Source organism: Klebsiella sp., assembly GCF_027492335.1.
GTDB classification, from domain to species: domain Bacteria; phylum Pseudomonadota; class Gammaproteobacteria; order Enterobacterales; family Enterobacteriaceae; genus Klebsiella; species Klebsiella huaxiensis.
Genome location: NZ_JAPUEW010000094.1, coordinates 14,616 through 36,346, shown reverse-complemented (window position 1 = coordinate 36,346; position 21,731 = coordinate 14,616). Strand labels below are relative to the sequence as shown.

At 52.0% G+C, this 21,731-nt stretch carries 19 protein-coding genes and 1 pseudogene; 13 read left to right on the top strand and 7 right to left on the bottom strand.

Annotation, left to right across the window (positions count from 1 at the left end; genetic code table 11):
• Positions 1-559: 559 nt before the first annotated feature.
• Positions 560-684: pseudogene (locus QVF11_RS26005) on the top strand (hydrolase); the annotation flags it as partial.
• Between the two features lie 51 nt (positions 685-735).
• On the opposite strand, the gene rluC reads toward QVF11_RS26005, so the two are convergent.
• Positions 736-1,689, bottom strand: a complete 954-nt coding sequence (rluC, locus tag QVF11_RS26000) for a 23S rRNA pseudouridine(955/2504/2580) synthase RluC (protein ID WP_287860439.1) — start codon at positions 1,687-1,689, stop codon at positions 736-738.
• A gap of 697 nt (positions 1,690-2,386) precedes the next feature.
• On the opposite strand from rluC, the gene rne reads away from it, so the two are divergent.
• Entirely contained in the window at positions 2,387-5,620 is a 3,234-nt protein-coding gene (gene rne / locus QVF11_RS25995) for a ribonuclease E (protein WP_287860437.1), read from the top strand.
• Positions 5,621-5,661: 41 nt separating this feature from the next.
• On the opposite strand, the gene QVF11_RS25990 is transcribed toward rne, so the two are convergent.
• Positions 5,662-6,597 (bottom strand): LysR family transcriptional regulator, encoded by a 936-nt coding sequence (locus tag QVF11_RS25990; protein WP_142512410.1) that lies wholly within the window; start codon positions 6,595-6,597, stop codon positions 5,662-5,664.
• A gap of 109 nt (positions 6,598-6,706) precedes the next feature.
• Between QVF11_RS25990 and QVF11_RS25985 the strand changes: the two genes are divergently transcribed.
• The gene (locus tag QVF11_RS25985; RefSeq protein WP_112217211.1) at positions 6,707-7,921 is read left to right on the top strand and encodes an MFS transporter; all 1,215 of its coding nucleotides are present in this window, start codon (positions 6,707-6,709) and stop codon (positions 7,919-7,921) included.
• A gap of 52 nt (positions 7,922-7,973) precedes the next feature.
• Here QVF11_RS25985 and murJ read toward each other — a convergent pair whose 3' ends face one another.
• The 4 genes from murJ to rimJ all read right to left on the bottom strand — a co-directional run bounded on the left by murJ (position 7,974) and on the right by rimJ (position 11,789).
• A complete protein-coding gene (murJ, locus tag QVF11_RS25980) occupies positions 7,974-9,509 on the bottom strand; it encodes a murein biosynthesis integral membrane protein MurJ (RefSeq protein ID WP_287860435.1) in 1,536 nt (511 codons plus the stop codon).
• A 112-nt stretch (positions 9,510-9,621) separates the two neighbouring features.
• Positions 9,622-10,545, bottom strand: a complete 924-nt coding sequence (locus QVF11_RS25975; RefSeq protein ID WP_287860433.1) for a Gfo/Idh/MocA family protein — start codon at positions 10,543-10,545, stop codon at positions 9,622-9,624.
• 2 nt (positions 10,546-10,547) lie between these two features.
• On the bottom strand, positions 10,548-11,195 hold the full coding sequence (locus tag QVF11_RS25970) for a YceH family protein (RefSeq protein ID WP_112217208.1): 648 nt from the start codon (positions 11,193-11,195) through the stop codon (positions 10,548-10,550).
• A gap of 9 nt (positions 11,196-11,204) precedes the next feature.
• Positions 11,205-11,789, bottom strand: a complete 585-nt coding sequence (gene rimJ, locus QVF11_RS25965; protein ID WP_110277103.1) for a ribosomal protein S5-alanine N-acetyltransferase — start codon at positions 11,787-11,789, stop codon at positions 11,205-11,207.
• A gap of 229 nt (positions 11,790-12,018) precedes the next feature.
• On the opposite strand from rimJ, the gene mdtH reads away from it, so the two are divergent.
• The 8 genes from mdtH (at position 12,019) to QVF11_RS25925 (ending at position 18,097) form a co-directional block, all read left to right on the top strand.
• Positions 12,019-13,227 (top strand): multidrug efflux MFS transporter MdtH, encoded by a 1,209-nt coding sequence (gene mdtH, locus QVF11_RS25960; protein WP_142512406.1) that lies wholly within the window; start codon positions 12,019-12,021, stop codon positions 13,225-13,227.
• Positions 13,228-13,292: 65 nt separating this feature from the next.
• Complete coding sequence (gene grxB, locus QVF11_RS25955) at positions 13,293-13,940, top strand: glutaredoxin 2 (protein WP_112217207.1); 648 nt, start codon at positions 13,293-13,295, stop codon at positions 13,938-13,940.
• A 136-nt stretch (positions 13,941-14,076) separates the two neighbouring features.
• Positions 14,077-14,637 carry a lipoprotein gene (locus QVF11_RS25950; protein ID WP_112217206.1) on the top strand — a complete coding sequence of 187 codons (561 nt, stop codon included), beginning with the start codon at positions 14,077-14,079 and terminating at the stop codon, positions 14,635-14,637.
• Positions 14,638-14,759: 122 nt separating this feature from the next.
• A complete protein-coding gene (pyrC, locus tag QVF11_RS25945; protein WP_287860428.1) occupies positions 14,760-15,806 on the top strand; it encodes a dihydroorotase in 1,047 nt (348 codons plus the stop codon).
• A 72-nt stretch (positions 15,807-15,878) separates the two neighbouring features.
• Complete coding sequence (gene dinI / locus QVF11_RS25940; protein ID WP_110277098.1) at positions 15,879-16,124, top strand: DNA damage-inducible protein I; 246 nt, start codon at positions 15,879-15,881, stop codon at positions 16,122-16,124.
• 285 nt (positions 16,125-16,409) lie between these two features.
• The gene (bssS, locus tag QVF11_RS25935; RefSeq protein WP_110277097.1) at positions 16,410-16,664 is read left to right on the top strand and encodes a biofilm formation regulator BssS; all 255 of its coding nucleotides are present in this window, start codon (positions 16,410-16,412) and stop codon (positions 16,662-16,664) included.
• Between the two features lie 125 nt (positions 16,665-16,789).
• Positions 16,790-17,908: an N-methyl-L-tryptophan oxidase gene (gene solA / locus QVF11_RS25930; protein ID WP_287860426.1), complete on the top strand. Its 1,119-nt coding sequence runs from the start codon at positions 16,790-16,792 to the stop codon at positions 17,906-17,908.
• Between the two features lie 75 nt (positions 17,909-17,983).
• Positions 17,984-18,097 carry a DUF2770 family protein gene (locus QVF11_RS25925; protein ID WP_112217203.1) on the top strand — a complete coding sequence of 38 codons (114 nt, stop codon included), beginning with the start codon at positions 17,984-17,986 and terminating at the stop codon, positions 18,095-18,097.
• Here the strand turns inward: QVF11_RS25925 and trhO are convergent.
• Entirely contained in the window at positions 18,083-19,147 is a 1,065-nt protein-coding gene (trhO, locus tag QVF11_RS25920) for an oxygen-dependent tRNA uridine(34) hydroxylase TrhO (protein WP_287860423.1), read from the bottom strand. The two genes, QVF11_RS25925 and trhO, sit on opposite strands and share 15 nt — an antisense overlap.
• 208 nt (positions 19,148-19,355) lie before the next feature.
• On the opposite strand from trhO, the gene QVF11_RS25915 reads away from it, so the two are divergent.
• Together QVF11_RS25915 and mdtG are read left to right on the top strand one after the other, a co-directional pair.
• Complete coding sequence (locus tag QVF11_RS25915) at positions 19,356-20,276, top strand: Kdo(2)-lipid IV(A) acyltransferase (RefSeq protein ID WP_112217201.1); 921 nt, start codon at positions 19,356-19,358, stop codon at positions 20,274-20,276.
• A 175-nt stretch (positions 20,277-20,451) separates the two neighbouring features.
• Positions 20,452-21,702 (top strand): multidrug efflux MFS transporter MdtG, encoded by a 1,251-nt coding sequence (mdtG, locus tag QVF11_RS25910; RefSeq protein WP_287860421.1) that lies wholly within the window; start codon positions 20,452-20,454, stop codon positions 21,700-21,702.
• Positions 21,703-21,731 lie beyond the last annotated feature (29 nt).

Here is a 21,731-nt window from a genome sequence, read left to right as displayed (position 1 = left end):
ATATCAGGAAAAGTAAATTCATTCTTTTCTACGAAGTGCATCACATTTAGCAAAAACGATTCAGTTATTTTTCAAAAAAAAGCCCAGCCAATGTCACCACTGTATTTAAAATGTATCTACATTGTTGAGGAGTATATGTCATACAGCTATACCGACTAACATGAACAAATAAATTAACCCTTATATATCAAAACCATATCAAACATTGAAAATCAAAAAAAGCAGCTATCCTTACTATTTTCTATAGGGAGAACTCCCTATTTTATAAAGTTCATGCGCTATATCTCTTATTGTAGAGTGAAATCCAAAATGAAGTGACGTCTTCTTTATCAGTAATACAAATAGATTGTGAGATACTTTGTTGTGTATTTTTTATATAGAGAATAAATAATTATTGCATGCATTGATTAAATGTCATGAGACAAGCTGCAAAAGGTCAGTTAATTCTCAGCAGTTAGCCCGATAAGCGTTTTGCTGGTCAGTAACTATTTTTAACCCTGTACGCTCGCTGGCAGGTGAAGTGGCTTATGAAGATTTGCGTACCGTCGATTTTCTCAGCCCCTTAAAAGAGGTCAACGACGCCTTAGCCAAAGTTCATAAAGTATGGGCATCGCAAAATGCGCAGGGTTGGAAACGAAAACGTGGCCAGAACTTGGCCACGTTTTTTATAAGGCACAACAGTAGGAGGTTTTCCCATGGCTTGATAAGTAGCTCAAGCCCTGAGCCTGATACTAATTACTTTACGTTACGCAAAATCTGTAGGCAGCGCTTAAGCTGATTATCTAAAGGCGCTTCGACACGCATAACTTCCCCAGTTCCCGGATGCGTAAATTTCAGAGCTGCGGCATGTAGGAACAGGCGGTTAAGGCCGGTTCCTGACAGTTGCTTGTCGAATTCACGGTCGCCGTAACGATCGTCAAAAGCTATCGGGTGACCCGCATATTGTGTATGCACACGGATCTGATGAGTACGACCGGTTACCGGACTACAGCGCACTAGCGTCGCATGGGTATAACGTTCTTCCACCTTAAAGCGGGTCTCTGAAGGTTTGCCCTCCTGATTGACCCGAACAATACGCTCGCCACTTTGCAGGATATTTTTCAACAGAGGAGCCTGCACTACTTTGGTGTGCGACTGCCACTGTCCGCGTACCAGGGCCAAATAATCTTTCTGCATTCCTTTATCGCGCAGCTGCTCATGCAGTGAACGCAGCGCTGAACGCTTTTTCGCAACCAGCAAAACGCCAGACGTATCCCGATCGAGACGATGAACCAGTTCCAGGAAGCGAGCCTCCGGGCGCAGCGCACGCAGACCTTCGATCACGCCAAAGCTCAGACCGCTACCACCATGCACCGCAGTACCTGAAGGCTTATTGAGCACCAGAATGTGATCGTCTTCATAGAGAATGACGTCCGCCAGCGCGGCCACTTTTTGCAGATGCGGGGATACCGCTTCTTCTTCCCTTTCTGCCACCCGCACCGGCGGGATACGTACTTCGTCACCGGCTTCCAGTTTGTATTCCGGCTTAACACGTTTTTTGTTCACCCGCACCTCGCCTTTACGCAAGATGCGATAAATCATGCTCTTCGGTACGCCTTTGAGTTGCGTACGCAAAAAATTGTCGATACGTTGCCCTGCATCATCATCCGCAATGGCAACCATTTTTACGCTTGGGGTCTCAGTTTTCATGGTGCGCGATTCTAAATAGCCCGACGCATTAGCGCCACTCATTTTTATATGCTTATATTTATCATTATCTGGATTGCATCGCATGCTTCATCGTCGTTTTGTTTGTTATTAGAACAATCTGTATACGCTGGTGAAGAAACTGTGAGTAACCGGATGATAAAAGGTAAAAGTCAACTTGCTATAACAAGCTTAGCAATGGAATAATGATGCAGTTTTCCGTGCTGAATCTTGTTAGAACAAGAAATTAGCGGAATGACCAATTTTGTCTGACCGATCATCCACGCAGCAATGGCGTAAGACGTATTGATCTTTCAGACAGTTAGCGGGCTGCGGGTTGCAGTCCTTACCGGTACAGGCTCTATGGATTTTACGTCGCAGGAAGGCGTCAACTCCGGGATTCCCGGGAGCTCATCTGAGTCAAATGATTGAGATGAGCAGGTTAAGCCAACATGCCTGCAACTTGAAAAACAATGGGTATAAATGGAATCTTCTCTGGTGATACATCCCAGGCAGTTCCCCTGATAATTGCACTGTGTTTCCGTTTGAAATACAGGCGACCGACACTCTGCGCCTCTTAAGCGCGCGACAACCGTGAGGTTGGCGACGTGAACCAGACTCGAGGCCATCGGTTTCCCCCGGTAAGGCGTTACTCTGCCCGTAGCTTAGTCGTCAATGTAAGAATAATGAGTAAGTTACGATGAAAAGAATGTTAATCAACGCAACTCAGCAGGAAGAGTTGCGCGTCGCCCTTGTTGATGGGCAGCGCCTGTACGACCTGGATATTGAAAGCCCCGGGCACGAACAGAAAAAAGCGAACATCTACAAAGGCAAAATCACTCGCATTGAACCTAGCCTCGAAGCCGCGTTTGTTGATTACGGTGCCGAGCGTCATGGTTTCCTCCCCCTCAAAGAAATCGCCCGCGAATACTTCCCTGCCAACTACAACTCTCATGGCCGCCCTAACATTAAGGACGTGCTGCGTGAAGGCCAGGAAGTGATCGTTCAGATTGATAAAGAAGAGCGAGGCAACAAAGGTGCCGCCCTCACCACTTTTATTAGCCTGGCGGGTAGCTATCTGGTGCTGATGCCGAACAACCCACGCGCTGGCGGTATTTCACGCCGTATCGAGGGTGACGATCGTACCGAGTTAAAAGAAGCGCTGGCTAGCCTTGAGCTGCCAGAGGGCATGGGGCTTATCGTCCGCACCGCAGGCGTCGGCAAATCCGCTGAAGCTCTGCAGTGGGACTTAAGTTTCCGCCTGAAGCACTGGGAGGCTATCAAGAAAGCAGCCGAAAGCCGCCCTGCGCCATTTCTGATCCACCAGGAAAGCAACGTTATCGTGCGTGCTTTCCGTGATTACCTGCGTCAGGATATTGGCGAAATCCTTATCGACAACCCGAAAGTGCTTGAGCTGGCTCGCCAGCATATCGCAGCTCTGGGCCGTCCGGATTTCAGCAGCAAAATCAAACTGTACACCGGTGAAATCCCGTTGTTCAGTCACTATCAGATTGAGTCACAGATTGAATCTGCTTTCCAGCGTGAAGTTCGCCTGCCTTCCGGCGGTTCTATCGTTATCGACAGCACCGAAGCACTGACCGCAATTGATATCAACTCCGCACGCGCTACCCGCGGCGGCGATATCGAAGAAACCGCGTTCAACACTAACCTGGAAGCAGCGGATGAAATCGCTCGCCAACTGCGTCTACGTGACCTCGGCGGCCTGATCGTTATCGACTTCATCGACATGACTCCAGTACGCCACCAGCGCGCGGTTGAAAACCGCCTGCGCGAAGCGGTGCGCCAGGATCGTGCGCGTATTCAGATCAGCCACATTTCTCGCTTTGGCCTGCTGGAGATGTCCCGTCAGCGCCTGAGCCCATCGCTTGGTGAGTCCAGCCATCACGTCTGCCCGCGCTGTTCTGGTACCGGAACAGTACGTGACAACGAGTCGCTGTCGCTCTCCATTCTTCGTCTGATTGAAGAAGAAGCGCTGAAAGAGAACACCAAAGAAGTCCACGCTATCGTGCCAGTACCGATTGCTTCTTACCTGCTGAACGAAAAACGTGCTGCGGTTAGCGCCATTGAAACTCGCCAGACCGATATACGCGTCATCATCGTCCCGAACGATGAGATGCAAACCCCACACTACTCTGTACTGCGCGTGCGTAAAGGTGAAGAAACCTCAACGCTGAGCTATCTGCTGCCGAAACTGCACGAAGAAGAGATGGCGATGCCTTCTGATGAAGAGCCGCCAGAGCGCAAGCTTCCAGAACAACCTGCACTGGCTGCTTTTGTGATGCCAGATGCGCCGCCTGCCCCTGCACAGGATGAATCAACCAGCTCACCAGCGGCTAGCACTCCAGCGGCATCTACTACGCCTAAAGCGGCTGCACCGGCTCAGCCTGGCCTGGTCTCGCGCTTCTTTAGCGCGTTGAAAAATATGTTCTCCGGTGCAGAAGAAGCCAAACCAACGGAAGTTAAGGTAGAAGCTAAAGCGGAAGAGAAAACAGAACGTCAGCAAGAGCGCCGTAAACCGCGTTCGAATAACCGACGCGATCGCAACGATCGTCGTGATAACCGGGACAATCGTGCTGATAACGGCGAAGGGCGGGAGTCTCGCGAGTCTCGTGAAGAAAACCGCCGCAATCGCCGCGAGAAGCAGCAGAACGTCGAGGCACGTGAACCTCGCCAGACTACCGGTGAAGATGCGGAGAAAGGCAAAGTCCGTGACGAGCAACAACCTCGTCGCGAGCGTAACCGTCGTCGTAATGATGATAAACGTCAGGCTCCGCAAGAAGCGAAAGCACAGGCTCTTGAAGAACCCGTCGTGCAGGAAAGCGAGCAGGAAGAACGCGTTCAGACAATGCCACGTCGCAAACCGCGCCAGTTGGCACAGAAAGTTCGTGTTGAATCCGCTGCCGCCGCCGAGCAGGTTGTTGAAACGGTAGAAGCCGCACAGCCGGAAATCGTCGCGCCGCGTACGGAACTGGCAAAAGTCGATCTGCCTGCGGTTGTTGTTGAAACTGTTGCTGAGCACGACGAAAGCATCGATACGCGCGAAGCTGATGCTCGTGAGTCTAACGGTATGCCGCGCCGCTCACGTCGCTCCCCTCGCCATCTGCGCGTAAGTGGTCAGCGTCGTCGTCGCTATCGTGACGAGCGTTACCCGACTCAATCCCCGATGCCGCTCACTGTAGCCTGTGCATCGCCGGAAATGGCGTCAGGTAAGGTGTGGATCCGTTATCCAGTCGTTCGCCCGCAGGACCCGCAGCAAGAAGAAGCTCAGGTTCAGGAGTTCACGACTGCAGCGATAGAACCCGTTGTTTTGCCTGCCGTTGTTGCAGAAACTGTTGTCGCTGAAGTTGTGACACCGGCAGTGGTCGAAGAGAGCGTTGCGGAGCAGGCCATTACCGCTGAGCCGCAAGTCGTCATCAGCGAACCTGAAGTTCCGGTTGTAGAAACAACTCATCCGGAAGTTATTGCCGCGCCGGTTGATGAACAACCGCAGCTAATCGCGTCAACAGATGAGGTCGTGGCTGAAGCTGTCGTCGCTGAAGCCGTAGAAGCCGTAGAAGCAGCTACAGAACAAACTGTCGAACCAGAAGAGCTGGCGGTTGCAGAAGAACCTGCCGCAGTAGAAGACGTTGCTGTGGTAGAAGAAATTCCTGTAACTGCGCAGCCAGCACCTGCAGCAGAACCAGTTGTTGAAGCTAAGCCTGAAGCGGTTGTTGCCCCAGTTGTCGTTGTAGCTAATCGCAGCGCTACCGCGCCGATGACGCGCGCACCTGCACCAGCTTATGAGTCGGAAGCACCGCGCCACAGTGACTGGGTTCGTCCAGACTTCGCCTTTAATGGTAAAGGTGCAGCAGGCGGACACAGTGCAACCCACCAGGCGTCAGCTGGGCCTACTCGCCCGCAACCTGTAGAGTAAGTTCCACACCTAAAAAGACCGGCCTTTGTGCCGGTCTTTTTTTATTCCCCTTCCGGCTGCTGCATCCCCGCTACCTGCGGCATCACCTCTCGCATCAAATCAAGAAACTTACGCAGTCGTGTCGGATAATAACGCGCCCACGGATAAACCAGATGCACAGGTAGCGAAGAAGCCCGCCACTGCGGAAACAATTCAACCAACCGCCCGACGGCGATATCTTCCGCAACTGCCCAGCTTGAGACTATCGCTACCCCTAGTCCAGCCAACGCGGTATTGCGTGCCACATGTACGCTATCGGTACTCAGACAGGGGGCAATAGCAAAGGTAATTTGCCGACCGTCGGTCTGTGATTGCAGCATCACTTCATGCTGATAAAATGTACTGATTGCTACCCACGGCAGTGCCGACATCTCCTGCGGAGTCTTTAAGGTCGGAGAGTTCGCCAGTAATGACGGTGAGGCAACAACGCTACGTGGAACCACAGCCAGTTGTACCGACACCGTCGCTGGATCGACTTCAGCGCCTACACGAATCGCGCAGTCGATACCGTCACTGAGAAAGTCCACTGTCTTATCATTCAGCATCCACTCCACTGACAGCTGCGGATAGCGCTGTAGAAACCCTACTAATGGTCCTAATAGTTGCTGCTGACCAAATGCGTGAGGCGCCCTTACCCGCAATACGCCGACCGGCCGATCGTCTGTAATGCGTAGATCGTCTTCCAGTGCCAGCCAGGCATCTACAACCTGTCGGGCATGCTGATAACAGCGCTCTCCATCATCGGTTAACTTCATCGCATGGGTGGTACGTAGAATCAGCTTCGCGCCAAGCAGGGCTTCCAGAGACTGTAATCGTCGACTTACCGTTGCCTGAGTCGTATTCATCTGTACAGCTGCCGCTGAGAGAGAACCAGCCTCAACGATACGAATAAAAGTTCGCATCAGTTCTATTCGATCTATACGCTCCTGCTTCTTCATTTTTCTTTTGCCTATACGCTTTACGTATAACCGTTTTACCACCGGCCTATCTACCACGCCAACCCTATTCCGGGAAAAATAGCGCCATCGCTTCTACGAGGAATTCATCATGACATCAACTCCACTCACTTCCCGCGCCGCCGGATGGGTTATTTTTATACTCGCCCTGGGCGCAGGCTTTAGCGTCGCCTCAATCTATTACGCTCAACCGCTACTACCGCTGATGGGGGCTAACCTGCATCTGAGCATAGAGGGAATGGGGCTGGTTCCAACCCTAACGCAAGCGGGTTACGCGCTGGGCATTCTTTTTCTTCTGCCGCTTGGCGACCGCCACGACCGCAGGAACCTGATTCTGATGAAAAGCGTCGCACTGGCAGTACTTTTACTGTTGTGTAGCCTGACTGGCCAACTGACTTCACTGCTGATTGTTAGTCTGCTTATCGGCATGGCGGCAACAATGGCTCAGGATATCGTACCGGCTGCGGCCATCCTGGCTCCGGCGGGCAAACAAGGGAAAATGGTGGGTACGGTTATGACCGGCCTGCTGCTCGGGATCCTGCTCTCGCGAACCGTCAGCGGATTAGTCGGTGCCTTGTTCGGCTGGAGAGTGATGTATCAGGCCGCAGCTGTCAGTATCGCGCTGATTGGCCTGGTCATGTGGCGCGTGCTGCCACGCTTTGAAATTCACTCAACCCTAAGCTACCCGCAGTTGATGAAATCTATGGCGCATCTGTGGCAACGCTATCCGGCACTGCGTCGCGCCGCATTTGCTCAGGGTTTCCTTTCTATTGCCTTCAGCGCATTCTGGTCAACGCTGGCGGTCATGTTGCTGGCGCATTATCAGATGGGGAGCGCGGTAGCCGGCGGGTTTGGTATTGCAGGTGCCGCCGGGGCGCTCGCCGCACCGCTGGCCGGAGGCCTCGCCGATAAATTTGGGGCAGAAAAGGTTACGCAATTGGGTGCCGCGCTGGTTACCGTCTCTTTTGCTCTGATGTTCCTGCTACCGATACTGCCGCCGCACGGCCAGCTGATCCTGATAGCCATCTCGGCTATCGGCTTTGACCTCGGGCTACAATCCAGCCTCGTGGCCCACCAGAATCTGGTTTATGGTCTGGAACCTCAGGCACGTGGTCGCCTGAACGCGCTGCTGTTCACCGGGGTATTTATTGGTATGTCACTGGGCTCCGTCCTTGGCAGCAAACTGTATGTAGCTGCGGGCTGGAGTGGCGTGGTGACGTTGGCGGTCATTACCGGTGCGATTGCTCTTGGGATCCGCTTACTGGAAAGCGCCCGGGTCGTCTCGGCACAGCGTACCGTTAGGTAAAAAAAGCCGCTCTGCATAGATTGCAGAGCGGCTTTTACTTTATCCTGTCGGCTCAGGCCGTACGGCGCGCGAACTCTTTCACCCGAAAACCGAGCAGTAACAGCGTCGCGAAGTAGGCAATGACGCCAACCGCAACAACCGCCATCAAACGCAGCAGACGCAATGGCATCGTCCCCAGCGACCACTCAGGCATCACGTACATCATGCCGAGCAGCGCCGTAGCCATCACCACTACCGCAACCACCAAGCGCAACAAGAACAGGAACCAGCCCGGCTGAGGAGTGAAAATTTTCTGCTTGCGCAATTGCCAGTACAACAATGCGGCGTTAAGGCAGGCAGCCAGGCCAATCGATAATGACAAACCCGCGTGCTTCAGCGGGCCAATAAATGCCAGGTTCATTACCTGCGTCATAATAAGCGTGACTATCGCTATTTTCACCGGCGTTTTGATGTCCTGACGCGAATAGAAGCCGGGAGCCAGCACTTTCACAACAATCAGTCCCATCAGGCCAACGGAATATGCCACCAACGCACGTTGCGTCATCGCCGCATCAAAGGCGGTAAATTTACCATACTGGAACAACGCAACGGTTAGCGGCTTGGCGAGTATCCCTAGCGCTACGGCGCTGGGCAGCGCAAGCAGGAAGCACAGGCGCAATCCCCAATCCATCAACCGGCAGTACTCATCATGGTTGCCGCTGGCGAAACTCTTGGACAGCGAAGGTAGGAGGATGGTCCCTAGCGCCACACCCAGCACGCCGGATGGGAACTCCATCAGGCGATCGGCGTAATACATCCACGAAACGGACCCGGAGACCAAAAACGAGGCAAAAATAGTGTTAATGATCAGAGAGATCTGGCTGACGGATACGCCAAGAATTGCCGGACCCATCTGCTTAACTACCCGTACGGCTCCCGCATCTTTGAGATTAATTCGCGGTAGCACCAGCATGCCGATTTTTTTCAAGTGCGGCAGCTGATAGGCGAGCTGTAAAATACCGCCAACCGTCACCGCCCACGCCATGGCCAGCATTGGCGGATTAAAGTACGGCGCAGCAAACAACGCAAAACCAATCATGCTCACGTTGAGGAAAGTTGGGGCAAAAGCAGGTACCGAAAAACGGTTCCAGGTGTTGAGAATCGCACCAACCAAAGAAGCCAGCGAAATCAACAGAATATAGGGGAAAGTGATGCGCAGCAGCTGCGTCGTCAGCAAGAACTTATCAGGCGAATCAGCAAACCCTGGCGCCGTCACGGTAATCACCCACGGTGCCGCAAGCATACCGGCAGCGGTCACCAAAGCCAGTATCAGCGTCAGTAACCCAGAGACATAGGATACAAAAACGCGAGTCGCGTCTTCGCCCTGCTTGCTTTTATATTCGGCAAGAATTGGCACAAAAGCCTGAGAGAACGCGCCCTCAGCAAAAATACGCCGTAAAAGGTTTGGTAACTTGAACGCGACGAAGAAGGCGTCGGTTGCCATTCCTGCACCAAAAATACGAGCGACAATCGCATCACGCGCAAAACCCAACACGCGCGAAAACATGGTCATCGAACTGACTGCCGCCAGTGATTTTAAAAGATTCATTAACGTGTAATTCCAAAACCCTGGAGTAAAACGCCCGCAAATGCGGGCGCTGGAAAGTAGCGATAGTCTACCGAGTTCATAATGAAATACTACTGCCAGATGTTACAACGGGTTATTCACTCATCGCCTCTCGCCAGAGTTTTTCCACGATGCGCTGGGCCAGCAGCGCCTGCTCGCCTGCAGTTTCGGGAACCGTCTGATTTTGCACACATTCAATAAAATGGCGCGCACAGCCGGCAAATCCACGTTGCTCGAGAGTCGTTTGCCAACCGGGAACCGGACGTTGTATTACGCCGAGCCCACGCTCTTCTTGCCACTCTCGCATATCCCGCACTTCATATAGCCCACCATCGGTCACTGCCTGCACCCACTCCCGCTGGCTACCGCCGCGACGGTGCATGCTGGTTGTGACCTGAATTTGTGCGGAGCTGAAATGATGTTCCGCGTAAAGCATTTCACCTTGCGCCGTCGTTTGCAGCGTTCCGCTGCTCAAACGCACCTTATCACCAGCCAGCCACAATGCTGTATCGACAACATGTAAATAGTCATCCAACAGTGTAAAGCGCAGATCGTGGCCCACGCTGTCGCTGCGGTGCTTATCCATTCGCAGCGAGGCCGCATTGCCCAATTGCGCTTTTAGTTCACGATACAGTGGCGCAAAACGACGGTTAAAACCCACCATCAGCGTTAGGTTACGCCGGGCTGCCAGTTCTACCAGTGACTCCGCATCGCCGAGCTTATCCGCCAGCGGTTTATCAACGCAGACATGAACTCCAGCATTGAGCAGTTGGCTCACAATTTCATAATGTGAAGCCGTTGAAGTGTGCACGAATACAGCGTCACACTGTGCTGCCAGTTGCTCTAGTGAATCGGCATAGGGAATACGCCAGGTTTCGCAGACAGGCAACGCCTTCTCTTTTCCACGGGACCACGCCGCCTGTAGCGTCCAGCCGTCCGCGGCCCCCAGCACCGGCAGCCAGGCCTTTTGTGCGATCCCCCCTAAACCAACAACACCTACGCGTAGTTTTGCCGACATGCTTAATCTCCCAGATGAGCCAGCAGTGAATCCAGCCGCGCTTTTAGCTCTGCCACTTCCTCTTCCAGAACCTCAACACGGGCCTGAAGATCATCACCCTGCGGTGAAACGGCTTCCACTGCGGTGATAAGTGAATCCATATCATCGCAGAAGAGATGCATATAGCGACTTTCACGTTTTCCCGGCTCACGCGGCAAGCGCGCGACATACGGACCGTCTTCGCGTTTAGCCAGGTTTTCGAGAACGTTTTCAACTTCCGCCATATCGCTGAATTCATGCATCCGTTGTGCTCGTCCCCGGAGTTCACCAGGCGTCTGCGCGCCGCGCAAAAGTAGCGTGGTGACGATAGCCACCTCCGCAGAAGTTAATTTCAGATCGCCAAACTCAGAGTTGCAGAAACGTTGTTCATATTTGGTCACCCGGTTGCCGAACCCACTCACCGTGCGCAAGTAGTGTCGTTTCACTAGCGTATCAAGGAGGTCCTGAACATCGCTCTCACTTAACGACATCACCGGCTCACGGTTCGTTTTCTGATTACACGCGGTCACGACCGCATTAACCGATAGAGGATATTGCTCCGGCGTGGTGACCTGTTTTTCCAACAGGCAGCCAATGACGCGCGCTTCATGCGCGGTTAACTGATATTTCATGATGTCTCCTTAGCGACCCGGGATCCAGTCCGGTGTCGTCAACGCCGTCAATACATGATCGCGCCACTGCCCATCGATCAGCAGATAATCTTTGGCGTAACCCTCTTTTTCAAAGCCCAAACGCGCCAGTAAATCGCCGCTGCGTTGATTATGCGGCATATAGTTTGCCATTATGCGGTGGATATGTTGCGTGCGTTGCATATAGCGAATGGCCGAAGTTAATGCTTCGAACATCAGTCCCTGTCCCTGCCATTTCTCACCGATGGAATAACCGAGATAACAGGCGTGAAACGACCCGCGCACGACATTGGAAAAATTTGCCACGCCGACAATTTCTTTTTCTTCCGCATCAAGCAGAGCAAAATAAAATGCCGAACCTTGCTTATGAAACTCCGAGATCATCGACAAACGCGCCTGCCAACCGGAAGGGTAACAGTGGCTGTCATCGCGCACTGGCTCCCAGGGTTTTAAGAACCCTTTATTCTCCGCGTAATAATCGGCCAGACGCCAGGCGTCACGATCATGGACCAGGCGTACCACCAGCCGGTCCGTCGTCAAACGCACCTTCGGTACGTTACTGCGATAGCCAAACATTCCCCTCTCCTGTTCCCCTGACGCAACACTTGCTCACTTTACTATACCTGTCCTGCGCGGCAGTGTGAAAACAGCAACATACCATTTTCTGCACCATCTCCGCTTTTCGATGAATAGCCTCTATCGTTCTTGCATTTTGATAAAAAAATATTGTCGCAAGTTAGCTGGGAAAATAACCTTCTACCCCGCAGAATGTCAGAGCTTATCCTTATTTTTCCCTGGAGGGGAAATGTCCCGCGTATCGCAGGCACGGAGCCTGGGTAAATATTTCCTGTTAGTCGATAACATGCTGGTGGTGCTCGGCTTTTTTGTCGTATTTCCGCTGATCTCTATTCGCTTTGTCGATCAAATGGGCTGGGCAGCACTCATGGTCGGGATCGCACTCGGTCTGCGCCAACTGGTGCAGCAAGGATTAGGTATCTTTGGCGGCGCGGTTGCCGACCGTTTCGGCGCCAAACCCATGATCGTCACCGGCATGCTGATGCGAGCTGCCGGTTTTGCTGCCATGGCCGTCGCCCATGAACCGTGGGTATTATGGTTATCCTGCATTCTCTCCGGTCTTGGCGGCACCCTATTCGACCCGCCGCGAGCAGCCCTGGTGGTCAAACTGGTGCGCCCGCATCAACGTGGCCGCTTTTTCTCTATTCTGATGATGCAGGACAGCGCGGGAGCGGTAATCGGCGCGCTGTTAGGCAGTTGGCTATTGCAATATGATTTTCGTTTGGTTTGTAGCGCCGGGGCAGCGTTGTTCATCGTCTGTGCGGCGTTTAACGCCTGGTATCTTCCTGCCTGGAAACTCTCTACGGTGAAAACGCCCGTGCGTGAAGGACTCGGCCGGGTACTCCGTGACAAACGCTTTGTCACCTATGTTCTGACACTGACGGGCTACTATATGCTGGCGGTTCAGGTCATGTTAATGCTGCCAATTATGGTCAACGACATTGCCGGTTCTCCTTCAGCGGTAAAATGGATGTATGCCATTGAAGCGGCTATTTCGCTGACTCTGCTTTATCCGATTGCCCGTTGGAGTGAAAAACGCTTTCGCCTTGAACATCGCTTGATGGCCGGCCTGTTGGTCATGACGCTGGCCATGATGCCGATTGGCTTAAGCAGCAACCTACAGCAACTGTTTACGCTGATCTGCATCTTCTATATAGGTTCCATTATTGCTGAACCCGCGCGTGAAACGCTGGGGGCTTCGCTGGCGGATGCCAGGGCCAGAGGTAGCTACATGGGCTTTAGCCGCTTGGGATTAGCCTTTGGTGGTGCCTTCGGTTATGCCGGCGGAGGCTGGCTTTTTGACGCCGGTAAAGCCGCCGGACAACCGGAGCTACCGTGGCTGATGTTAGGCATCATCGGCTTTGCAACGTTTATCGCGCTGTGGTGGCAGTTCAGCCCGAAACGTTCGACCTCCGGAATGCTGGAGCCGCGCACCTGAGTTGCCGGCCCCTCGTTTCTCTTCCATAATGAATTCAGGACACTCAGTCACTATGGAGGAGAAACGTGAAGTTATATATCTACGATCACTGCCCATTCTGCCTTAAAGCCCGCATGATTTTCGGTCTGAAGAATATCCCCGTCGAACTGATCACGATTCTGGAGGATGATGAATCAACCCCGACCCGAATGATCGGTCAGAAGATGGTGCCTATTCTGCAAAAAGATGACAGTCGCTACATGCCGGAAAGCATGGATATCGTGCATTACGTCGATAAACTGGATCGCCAACCGCTGCTCACCGGCCCACGTAATCCGGCGATTGAAACCTGGTTGCGTAAAGTCAACTCCTATGCCAACCGCCTGCTGATGCCCCGTTTCGCAAAGTCTGCCTTTGATGAATTCTCCACACCTGAAGCGCGCGCTTATTTTGTGAATAAGAAAGAGGCGTCAATTGGCAGTTTTGCCGATCATCTCGCACATTCCCCCGGGCTAGTTAAGAACATCAGTGACGATTTGCGGGCGCTGGATAAATTGATAGTTCAGCCGAACGCCGTTAATGGGGAACTGTCTGAAGATGATATTCATCTTTTTCCGCTACTGCGCAGCCTGACGCTGGTCGCAGGTGTGAGCTGGCCAAGTCGCGTCGCCGCCTACCGCGATAATATGGCCAAACAGACGCAGATTAATTTACTGTCATCTATGGCCATTTAGACCTAAGGCAGCGAAAGGTTTGGTCGTTCGCTGCCACCTCACTTCTTTTTCAGTCTTTTCCGCTAACACCTCCCGTGCTGGTAGGCCATGCTGCTTTGTGTCAGGATGAACCTATGGCATGACATTAAGGAACCCAATGAAAAAGATGTTTATCGCGGCCGCGCTTATTGTTAGCGGCCTTCTGAGCGGCTGTAACCAGCTTACGCAATATTCAGTTAGCGAGCAGGAAATCAACCAGGCGCTGCAGAAACGTAATCACTTCGCCAAGGATATTGGCCTGCCTGGCGTAGCGGATGCCCACATTGAGCTGAAAAACCTTACCAGCGCCATTGGTCGTGAAGAACCGAACAAAGTGACGCTAAGCGGAGTGGCAAATTTAGATCTGAATTCATTATTCGGTAACCAGAAAGCAACCATTGATCTGAAGCTCAAGGCGCTACCGGTATTTAATAAAGAAAAAGGGGCCATTTTCTTGCAGGAGATGGAAGTTGTTGATGCGAAAGTCCACCCTGAGAAGCTGCAGTCTGTCGTCCAAACGCTAATCCCTTATCTCAATCAATCACTACGTAGCTACTTCAATCAACAGCCCGCTTACGTGCTGCGCGAAGATGCCAGCACTGGCGAAGCATTGGCGAAAAAGTATGCTAAAGGTATCGAGGTGAAACCAGGGGAGATCATTATCCCCTTCACCAATTAATTCTTCGGGCGCTTCAGCGCCCGTTTTTTTACGGAAATTGATGCAAAGGAAAACGTTTACGCTTATCCTTAGTGCCCGGCAAAAACAGCCCTGATGACTGAACTTATTAGCCGGAGCCTTCCATGACAGCACAATCCCAGGTATTGAAAATCCGCCGCCCTGACGACTGGCATATTCATCTGCGCGATGATGATATGTTAAAAACCGTCGTGCCTTATACCAGTGAATTTTATGGCCGGGCGATCGTGATGCCGAATCTGGTCCCTCCTGTCACCACAGTAGAAGCCGCCATCGCCTACCGCCAGCGTATTCTTGATGCCGTCCCTGAGGATCATGATTTTACACCGCTAATGACCTGCTATCTGACCGATACACTCGACCCGGCAGAACTGGAACGCGGATTTAACGAGGGCGTGTTTACTGCCGCCAAACTCTATCCGGCCAATGCCACGACCAACTCCAGCCATGGCGTTACCAGCACCGATGCCATCATGCCAGTGCTTGAGCGTATGGAAAAACTGGGCATGCCGCTGCTGGTTCACGGTGAAGTCACCCACCCTGATATCGATATTTTCGACAGAGAAGCACGCTTTATTGACACGGTCATGGAGCCTTTGCGCCAACGTCTGCCCGGCCTGAAGGTTGTCTTCGAACATATCACCACGAAAGACGCCGCTGAGTATGTACGCGATGGTAACGACCTGCTGGCGGCCACCATTACCCCTCAGCACCTGATGTTTAACCGCAACCATATGCTGGTTGGCGGCGTGCGCCCTCACCTTTACTGTCTACCGATTTTGAAACGCAATATCCACCAGCAGGCACTGCGTGAACTGGTCGCCAGCGGTTTCGAGCGAGCCTTCCTTGGTACTGACTCCGCCCCGCATGCCCGTCACCGCAAGGAGGCCAGTTGCGGCTGCGCAGGTTGTTTCAACGCGCCAACCGCGTTGGGAAGTTACGCGACGGTGTTTGAAGAGATGAACGCCCTACAGCACTTTGAAGCTTTTTGTTCACTTAATGGCCCACGTTTCTATGGTCTGCCGGTCAATGAAACCTATGTTGAACTGGTGCGTGAAGAAAGCACAGTGGTAGAGAGTATCTCGCTGCCAGGCGATTCACTGGTGCCGTTCCTCGCCGGAGAAACCGTGCGCTGGACGATGAAAAAATAAATCCCACGCTCCCTGTTGTAAACGTGTAAACGATACTGTATAAATAAACAGTATATTACACAGGGGGCAATTATGCGCATTGAAGTGTCTATCGCCAAATCTACAGCCTTACCCAGTGGCGCGTTAGAAGCGCTGAACAATGAACTCTCACGGCGTATCGATCAACAGTTCCCCTCGATGTCAAGTCAGGTGACGGTCCGATATGCGGCCAATAACAATTTGTCGGTCATCGGCGGTTTAAAAGAAGATAAAGACCGGATTAGCGAAATCCTGCAAGAAACCTGGGAAAGCGCCGACGATTGGTTTGTCCGCGACTAGTCAATTAAATTTGCTCCCTCATTGTGCAACTTTTTGCCGGGTCGCCCCGGCTTTTTTATTCTTTTCATACTCAGACATTCCCTATTCCCCCCGCTTACGCCCTTATAAAATAACGAAGAATGAAGCCTCGCGCGCACAAAAAATCAGCAATCAGTGGCGTATGTATCTCTATTTCATTTAATTTCTCGAGTTTATTCTTGACTACTGATATAATTAACCTGCTTCAGATAATATGCATTAAACCTCGAGAACTGTTGTCTTTTAACATATGAAGAAGGGGTTATGATGGAAAAGAATAATGAAGTCATCCAGACCCATCCCCTCGTTGGATGGGACATCAGCACCGTGGATAGTTACGATGCGCTGATGTTGCGCCTGCACTACCAAAACCCCACTCAAGAAAGCAGTAGAGACGCAGAAATTGGCCAGACGCTATGGCTAACGACGGACGTCGCACGTCAGTTTATTTCTATTCTGGAAGCAGGTATTGCGAAGATTGAATCCGGCGAATACCAGGAAAATGAGTATCGCAGACATTAGCAATAACGCACTAATGTCTAAATATTCACTGAACAGGCACCTGTGGGTGCCTGAACTATTTTCGGACTTGTATAACAGCGGGTTGTTAATTACCCTGCTAATAAAGCAATAACCCGGAACTCACCATGCAATATGACCTCATCATTATCGGTAGCGGCTCCGTTGGCTCCGCCGCAGGCTACTATGCGCGACAGGCAGGGCTTAACGTTCTGATGATCGATTCACATCAGCCTCCACATCAGGAAGGCAGCCATCACGGCAACACGCGCCTCATTCGTCACGCCTATGGCGAAGGCGAAAGGTATGTCCCTCTGGTGCTACGGGCACAAAAAATGTGGGATGAATTTGCCGCCGCCAGCGGTGAAGCCGTTTTTGAACGCACGGGGGTCATAAATCTTGGGCCCGCAAACTCCGAATTTCTGCGCAACGTTGCCTATAGCGCGCGCCAATTCCAGCTCAATATTGAAGAAATGGATGGCCAGGCCGTTATGGCTCGCTGGCCGGAAATCCGTGTACCACATGATTATCAGGCGATATTTGAACCAGCATCCGGTATATTGCGCAGCGAACTGGCTATTGAGACCTGGATCCGCCTCGCCCGCGAAGCAGGCGCGGCCCAGCTATTCAATTGCCCGGTCTCCGCCATTCATCACCAGCCGAACGGTATAACCGTAGAAACAGTAGATGGTGAATACAGCGGTAGAAAACTGCTAGTCAGTGCCGGAACCTGGGCCACTCGCCTGCTGCCAAATCTGCCTGTTCAACCGGTCCGTAAGATTTTTGCCTGGTTTCAGGCCGATGGCCGCTACAGTACCAAGAATAACTTCCCGGCGTTTACTGGCGAATTACCCAATGGCGATCAATATTACGGCTTCCCGGCCGAAGACAATGAGTTGAAAATCGGTAAGCATAACGGGGGACAGCTCATTTCAGCCCCCGAAGAGCGAGCACCATTCGGCGCTGTTGCTACTGATGGCTCCGAATCTTTCAACTTCCTGCGCAACGTATTGCCCGGTATCGGCGGCTGTCTCCATGGAGCATCCTGTACCTACGATAATACGGCTGATGAAGACTTCATTATTGATACTCTTCCCGAACAGCCCAATACGCTCTTGATTACCGGGTTAAGCGGACACGGCTTTAAATTCGCTCCGGTACTGGGAGAGCTTGCAGTACAGTTTGCACTTGGTGAACCTTCTGAGTTTGATCTGACACCCTTTTCGCTGGCTCGCTTTCAGCAATAATAGCCAACTCTGCGGTTCTGCAACCGTGCAAAAAACAACGGCCTCGATTGAGGCCGTTAATCACTGAGAGATTATATGCGTCGCCTGTTTGAATTACTGGTCAACAACATCCGCGAGCATTTTATGATTTATCTGGCGCTGTGGCTTCTACTGGCGATTATCGATCTCATCTGGTTATGGTTTTTCTGAAGACTCAGGATCCGGGATCCCTAGTCTGGTGTTCAGACGATCGCGCGATTTATTGAAGATTTTATTGCCATTTTCGCGTCCGGCACGCAGTTTCCGCTGCTCCTCTTCCGGCAGCTTATGCTCTTCCATACAGGCTTCGCTACAGCACCCGGCAAATTTTTCCGCGCAGTCCGGACACTGAATAAACAGCAGGTGACAGCCATCGTTCAGACAGTTTGTATGGCTATCGCAGGATGTACCGCACTGATGACAATGAGCGATCACATCGTCTGAGATCCGCTCTCCCATACGCTCATCAAAAACAAAATTCTTACCGACAAAGCGTACCGGCAGCCCCTGCTCGCGGGCACGGCGGGCGTACTCGATAATACCGCCTTCAATATGCCAGACTTTACTGAAGCCGTTATGCTTCATCCAGGCGCTGGCTTTTTCACAGCGAATCCCGCCGGTGCAGTACATAACGATCTTTTTATCTTTATGTTCCTGCATCATTTCGACGGCTTTCGGCAACTGATCGCGGAAAGTATCTGCTGGAATTTCCAGCGCATTATCAAAATGACCAACTTCGAATTCGTAATGGTTACGCATATCAATAAAGACCGCGTCTGGATCATCAAGCATCGCATTCACTTCCGCGGCCTTCAGATAATCTCCCACGTCTGAAGCATCAAACGTTGGATCATCAATACCGTCAGCGACAATGCGGTCACGAACTTTGAGGCGCAGAACCCAGAAGGATTTACCATCGTCGTCCAGGGCGATATTGAGGCGCAGGCCTTTCAGTGCCGGGTCAAAGCCATACAAAAATTCACGTAACGCATCGACTCGGCTCTGCGGAACGCTGATTTGTGCGTTAATACCCTCATGGGCCAGGTAAATACGTCCAAAAACGTTCAATTTGGTCAGCGCTAGCCACAGCGCGTCACGGGTCGCTTTCGGATCGATAATAGTGAAATACTTATAAAATGAGATCGTTGTGCGCGGCTCGGTTTCAGCCAACATTTGCGCTTTTAACGTCTCATTTGAAATGCGGTTATGTAACACTGGCATGGTGTACCTGCTCGGCATAATCAATGGGTCAATAAACGGCGGGCATCATATAGCAAACACCAACAATTTACATCCCCACATTTTGAGCTACATTTCCCTCATCCACATTTATAACTATTAACAATAAATGCCTTCAGAGACTGTCATTTTGGCTGATGTATAAAAAAATGCGATAATGGAACACGTTGCTTAATAGAACAGGTATGAGATGACCCATTTACCTAAATTTTCTGCAGCGTTGCTGCATCCACGTTATTGGTTACTTTGGTTTGGCGTTGGCCTGCTTTGGTTGGTCGTACAGCTTCCTTATCCGGTGATTTACCGCCTTGGTACCGGATTGGGCCACCTGGCCAGACGCCTGATGCGTCGCCGGGCTAAAATAGCCTCTCGCAATCTGGAACTCTGTTTTCCCGAAATGAGCGAGCAAGAACGCCGCCGGATGGTGGTTGCCAACTTTGAATCTGTCGGTATGGGTTTGATGGAGACCGGCATGGCCTGGTTCTGGCCAGCCAGACGTATCGCGCGCTGGACCGATTCCATTGGCGTTGAACATATTCGGGCCGTACAGGCACAGAATCGCGGTATTCTGCTTATTGGCATCCACTTCCTGACGCTGGAGATGGGTGCACGCATGTTCGGTATGAATGAGCCTGGTATCGGCGTCTACCGCCCAAACGACAATCCGCTTATCGACTGGCTGCAGACGTGGGGGCGATTACGTTCCAACAAAGATATGATTGACCGCAAGGATCTCAAAGGCATGATCCGCGCTCTGAAGAGAGGTGATGTGATCTGGTACGCACCGGATCACGATTACGGCCCGGCAGCCAGCGTGTTTGCTCCCTTTTTCGCGGTCGATCGGGCTGCCACGACTTCAGGAACCTGGATGCTGGCAAAAATGTCGAAAGCCTGCATCGTCCCGTTCGTGCCTCGTCGCAAACCTAACGGTAAAGGTTATGAGCTGATTATGCTGCCGCCGGAATGCGATCCGCCCCTGGATGACGCTGAGACAACCGCTATCTGGATGAACAAAATCGTCGAGAAATGCATTCTGATGGCCCCAGAGCAATACATGTGGATGCACCGTCGCTTCAAAACTCGTCCACCTGGCGTCCCTTCTCGTTATTGATCCGGCAAATGCCCCTATCCCGCATCTGAGCGCAGATGTAGGGATTGGCGAGCAGACTCTGGACCTGTTTTAGCTTTAAAAGCGGTCGTCCATTGCGACGATCATTTCTCAGGCGCATAATTAGCAAGCTCATATTTTCAATTGTTTGACCTGCATCGCAGGTCAGTGGAATCCTATGCCCTCTGCTGATACCCCGATTAACTGGAAACGCAATCTCACCGTAACCTGGCTCGGTTGCTTTTTAACCGGTGCCGCGTTTAGTCTGGTGATGCCTTTTCTTCCTCTCTACGTTGAACAGCTCGGCGTAACCGGTCATAGCGCCCTCAATATGTGGTCGGGGATCGTCTTCAGTATCACCTTTTTATTCTCTGCAATTGCCTCACCGTTCTGGGGTGGCCTTGCTGATCGTAAAGGGCGAAAAATTATGCTGCTGCGTTCTGCGCTCGGTATGGCTATTGTCATGTTGCTGATGGGGCTGGCGCAAAATATCTGGCAATTTCTGATCTTGCGCGCGCTGTTGGGCCTGTTGGGTGGGTTTATTCCCAATGCCAATGCCCTGATAGCGACCCAAATCCCCCGACATAAAAGCGGTTGGGCGCTGGGTACGCTGTCGACGGGCGCAGTTAGCGGCGCGCTGCTTGGGCCTCTGGCTGGCGGTTTCCTGGCCGATCACTGGGGATTGCGTACCGTCTTTTTTATGACTGCGGCTGTTCTGTTTATCTGCTTCTTGTTTACCCTGTCTCTCATTCGCGAGAATTTCGTCGCGGTCAGCAAAAAAGAGATGCTCAGTGCGAAAGATGTTTTCTCTTCGCTGAAAAATCCCAAACTGGTCCTAAGCCTGTTTGTGACCTCATTAATCATCCAGGTTGCCACTGGCTCAATTGCGCCAATTCTGACGCTATATGTGCGCGATCTGGCCGGTAATGTCAGCAATATTGCGTTCATCAGCGGCATGATTGCCTCGGTACCCGGTATTGCCGCACTGCTCAGCGCCCCCAGACTAGGAAAGCTGGGCGACCGAATTGGTCCGGAAAAAATCCTGATTGTCGCCCTGGTGATGTCGGTTCTACTGCTGATACCGATGTCGTTCGTCCAGACACCATTGCAGCTTGGGATTCTGCGTTTCCTGTTGGGTGCCGCCGACGGTGCGCTACTGCCCGCCGTACAGACGCTGCTGGTATATAACTCCACCAGCCAAATTGCCGGACGAATCTTCAGCTATAACCAATCGTTCCGCGATATTGGCAACGTGACGGGTCCATTGATTGGCGCATCGGTTTCCGCCAATTACGGTTTTCGCGCGGTTTTTTTCGTCACTGCCTGCGTAGTTCTGTTCAACGCGGTTTACTCTACCCTCACTCTGCATCGTCCGCGCCGTGTTCCACCCCCGGACGACGCAAGTTCCGGCAGTCATTCTGTAAATTAATAACGCGAGGGGGGTTACCTCCCTTGACG

Bases quoted from the DNA above. Each gene is read 5' to 3' on its own strand.
- QVF11_RS25975 (WP_287860433.1), bottom strand. From the start codon at position 10,545: ATGTCGGCAAAACTACGCGTAGGTGTTGTTGGTTTAGGGGGGATCGCA.
- rimJ (WP_110277103.1), bottom strand. From the start codon at position 11,789: ATGTTTGGCTATCGCAGTAACGTACCGAAGGTGCGTTTGACGACGGAC.
- QVF11_RS25925 (WP_112217203.1), top strand. From the start codon at position 17,984: ATGCGTCGCCTGTTTGAATTACTGGTCAACAACATCCGCGAGCATTTT.
- murJ (WP_287860435.1), bottom strand. From the start codon at position 9,509: ATGAATCTTTTAAAATCACTGGCGGCAGTCAGTTCGATGACCATGTTT.
- bssS (WP_110277097.1), top strand. From the start codon at position 16,410: ATGGAAAAGAATAATGAAGTCATCCAGACCCATCCCCTCGTTGGATGG.
- QVF11_RS25970 (WP_112217208.1), bottom strand. From the start codon at position 11,195: ATGAAATATCAGTTAACCGCGCATGAAGCGCGCGTCATTGGCTGCCTG.
- dinI (WP_110277098.1), top strand. From the start codon at position 15,879: ATGCGCATTGAAGTGTCTATCGCCAAATCTACAGCCTTACCCAGTGGC.
- mdtH (WP_142512406.1), top strand. From the start codon at position 12,019: ATGTCCCGCGTATCGCAGGCACGGAGCCTGGGTAAATATTTCCTGTTA.
- rne (WP_287860437.1), top strand. From the start codon at position 2,387: ATGAAAAGAATGTTAATCAACGCAACTCAGCAGGAAGAGTTGCGCGTC.
- mdtG (WP_287860421.1), top strand. From the start codon at position 20,452: ATGCCCTCTGCTGATACCCCGATTAACTGGAAACGCAATCTCACCGTA.
- pyrC (WP_287860428.1), top strand. From the start codon at position 14,760: ATGACAGCACAATCCCAGGTATTGAAAATCCGCCGCCCTGACGACTGG.
- trhO (WP_287860423.1), bottom strand. From the start codon at position 19,147: ATGCCAGTGTTACATAACCGCATTTCAAATGAGACGTTAAAAGCGCAA.
- QVF11_RS25985 (WP_112217211.1), top strand. From the start codon at position 6,707: ATGACATCAACTCCACTCACTTCCCGCGCCGCCGGATGGGTTATTTTT.
- rluC (WP_287860439.1), bottom strand. From the start codon at position 1,689: ATGAAAACTGAGACCCCAAGCGTAAAAATGGTTGCCATTGCGGATGAT.
- QVF11_RS25915 (WP_112217201.1), top strand. From the start codon at position 19,356: ATGACCCATTTACCTAAATTTTCTGCAGCGTTGCTGCATCCACGTTAT.
- solA (WP_287860426.1), top strand. From the start codon at position 16,790: ATGCAATATGACCTCATCATTATCGGTAGCGGCTCCGTTGGCTCCGCC.
- QVF11_RS25950 (WP_112217206.1), top strand. From the start codon at position 14,077: ATGAAAAAGATGTTTATCGCGGCCGCGCTTATTGTTAGCGGCCTTCTG.
- QVF11_RS25990 (WP_142512410.1), bottom strand. From the start codon at position 6,597: ATGAAGAAGCAGGAGCGTATAGATCGAATAGAACTGATGCGAACTTTT.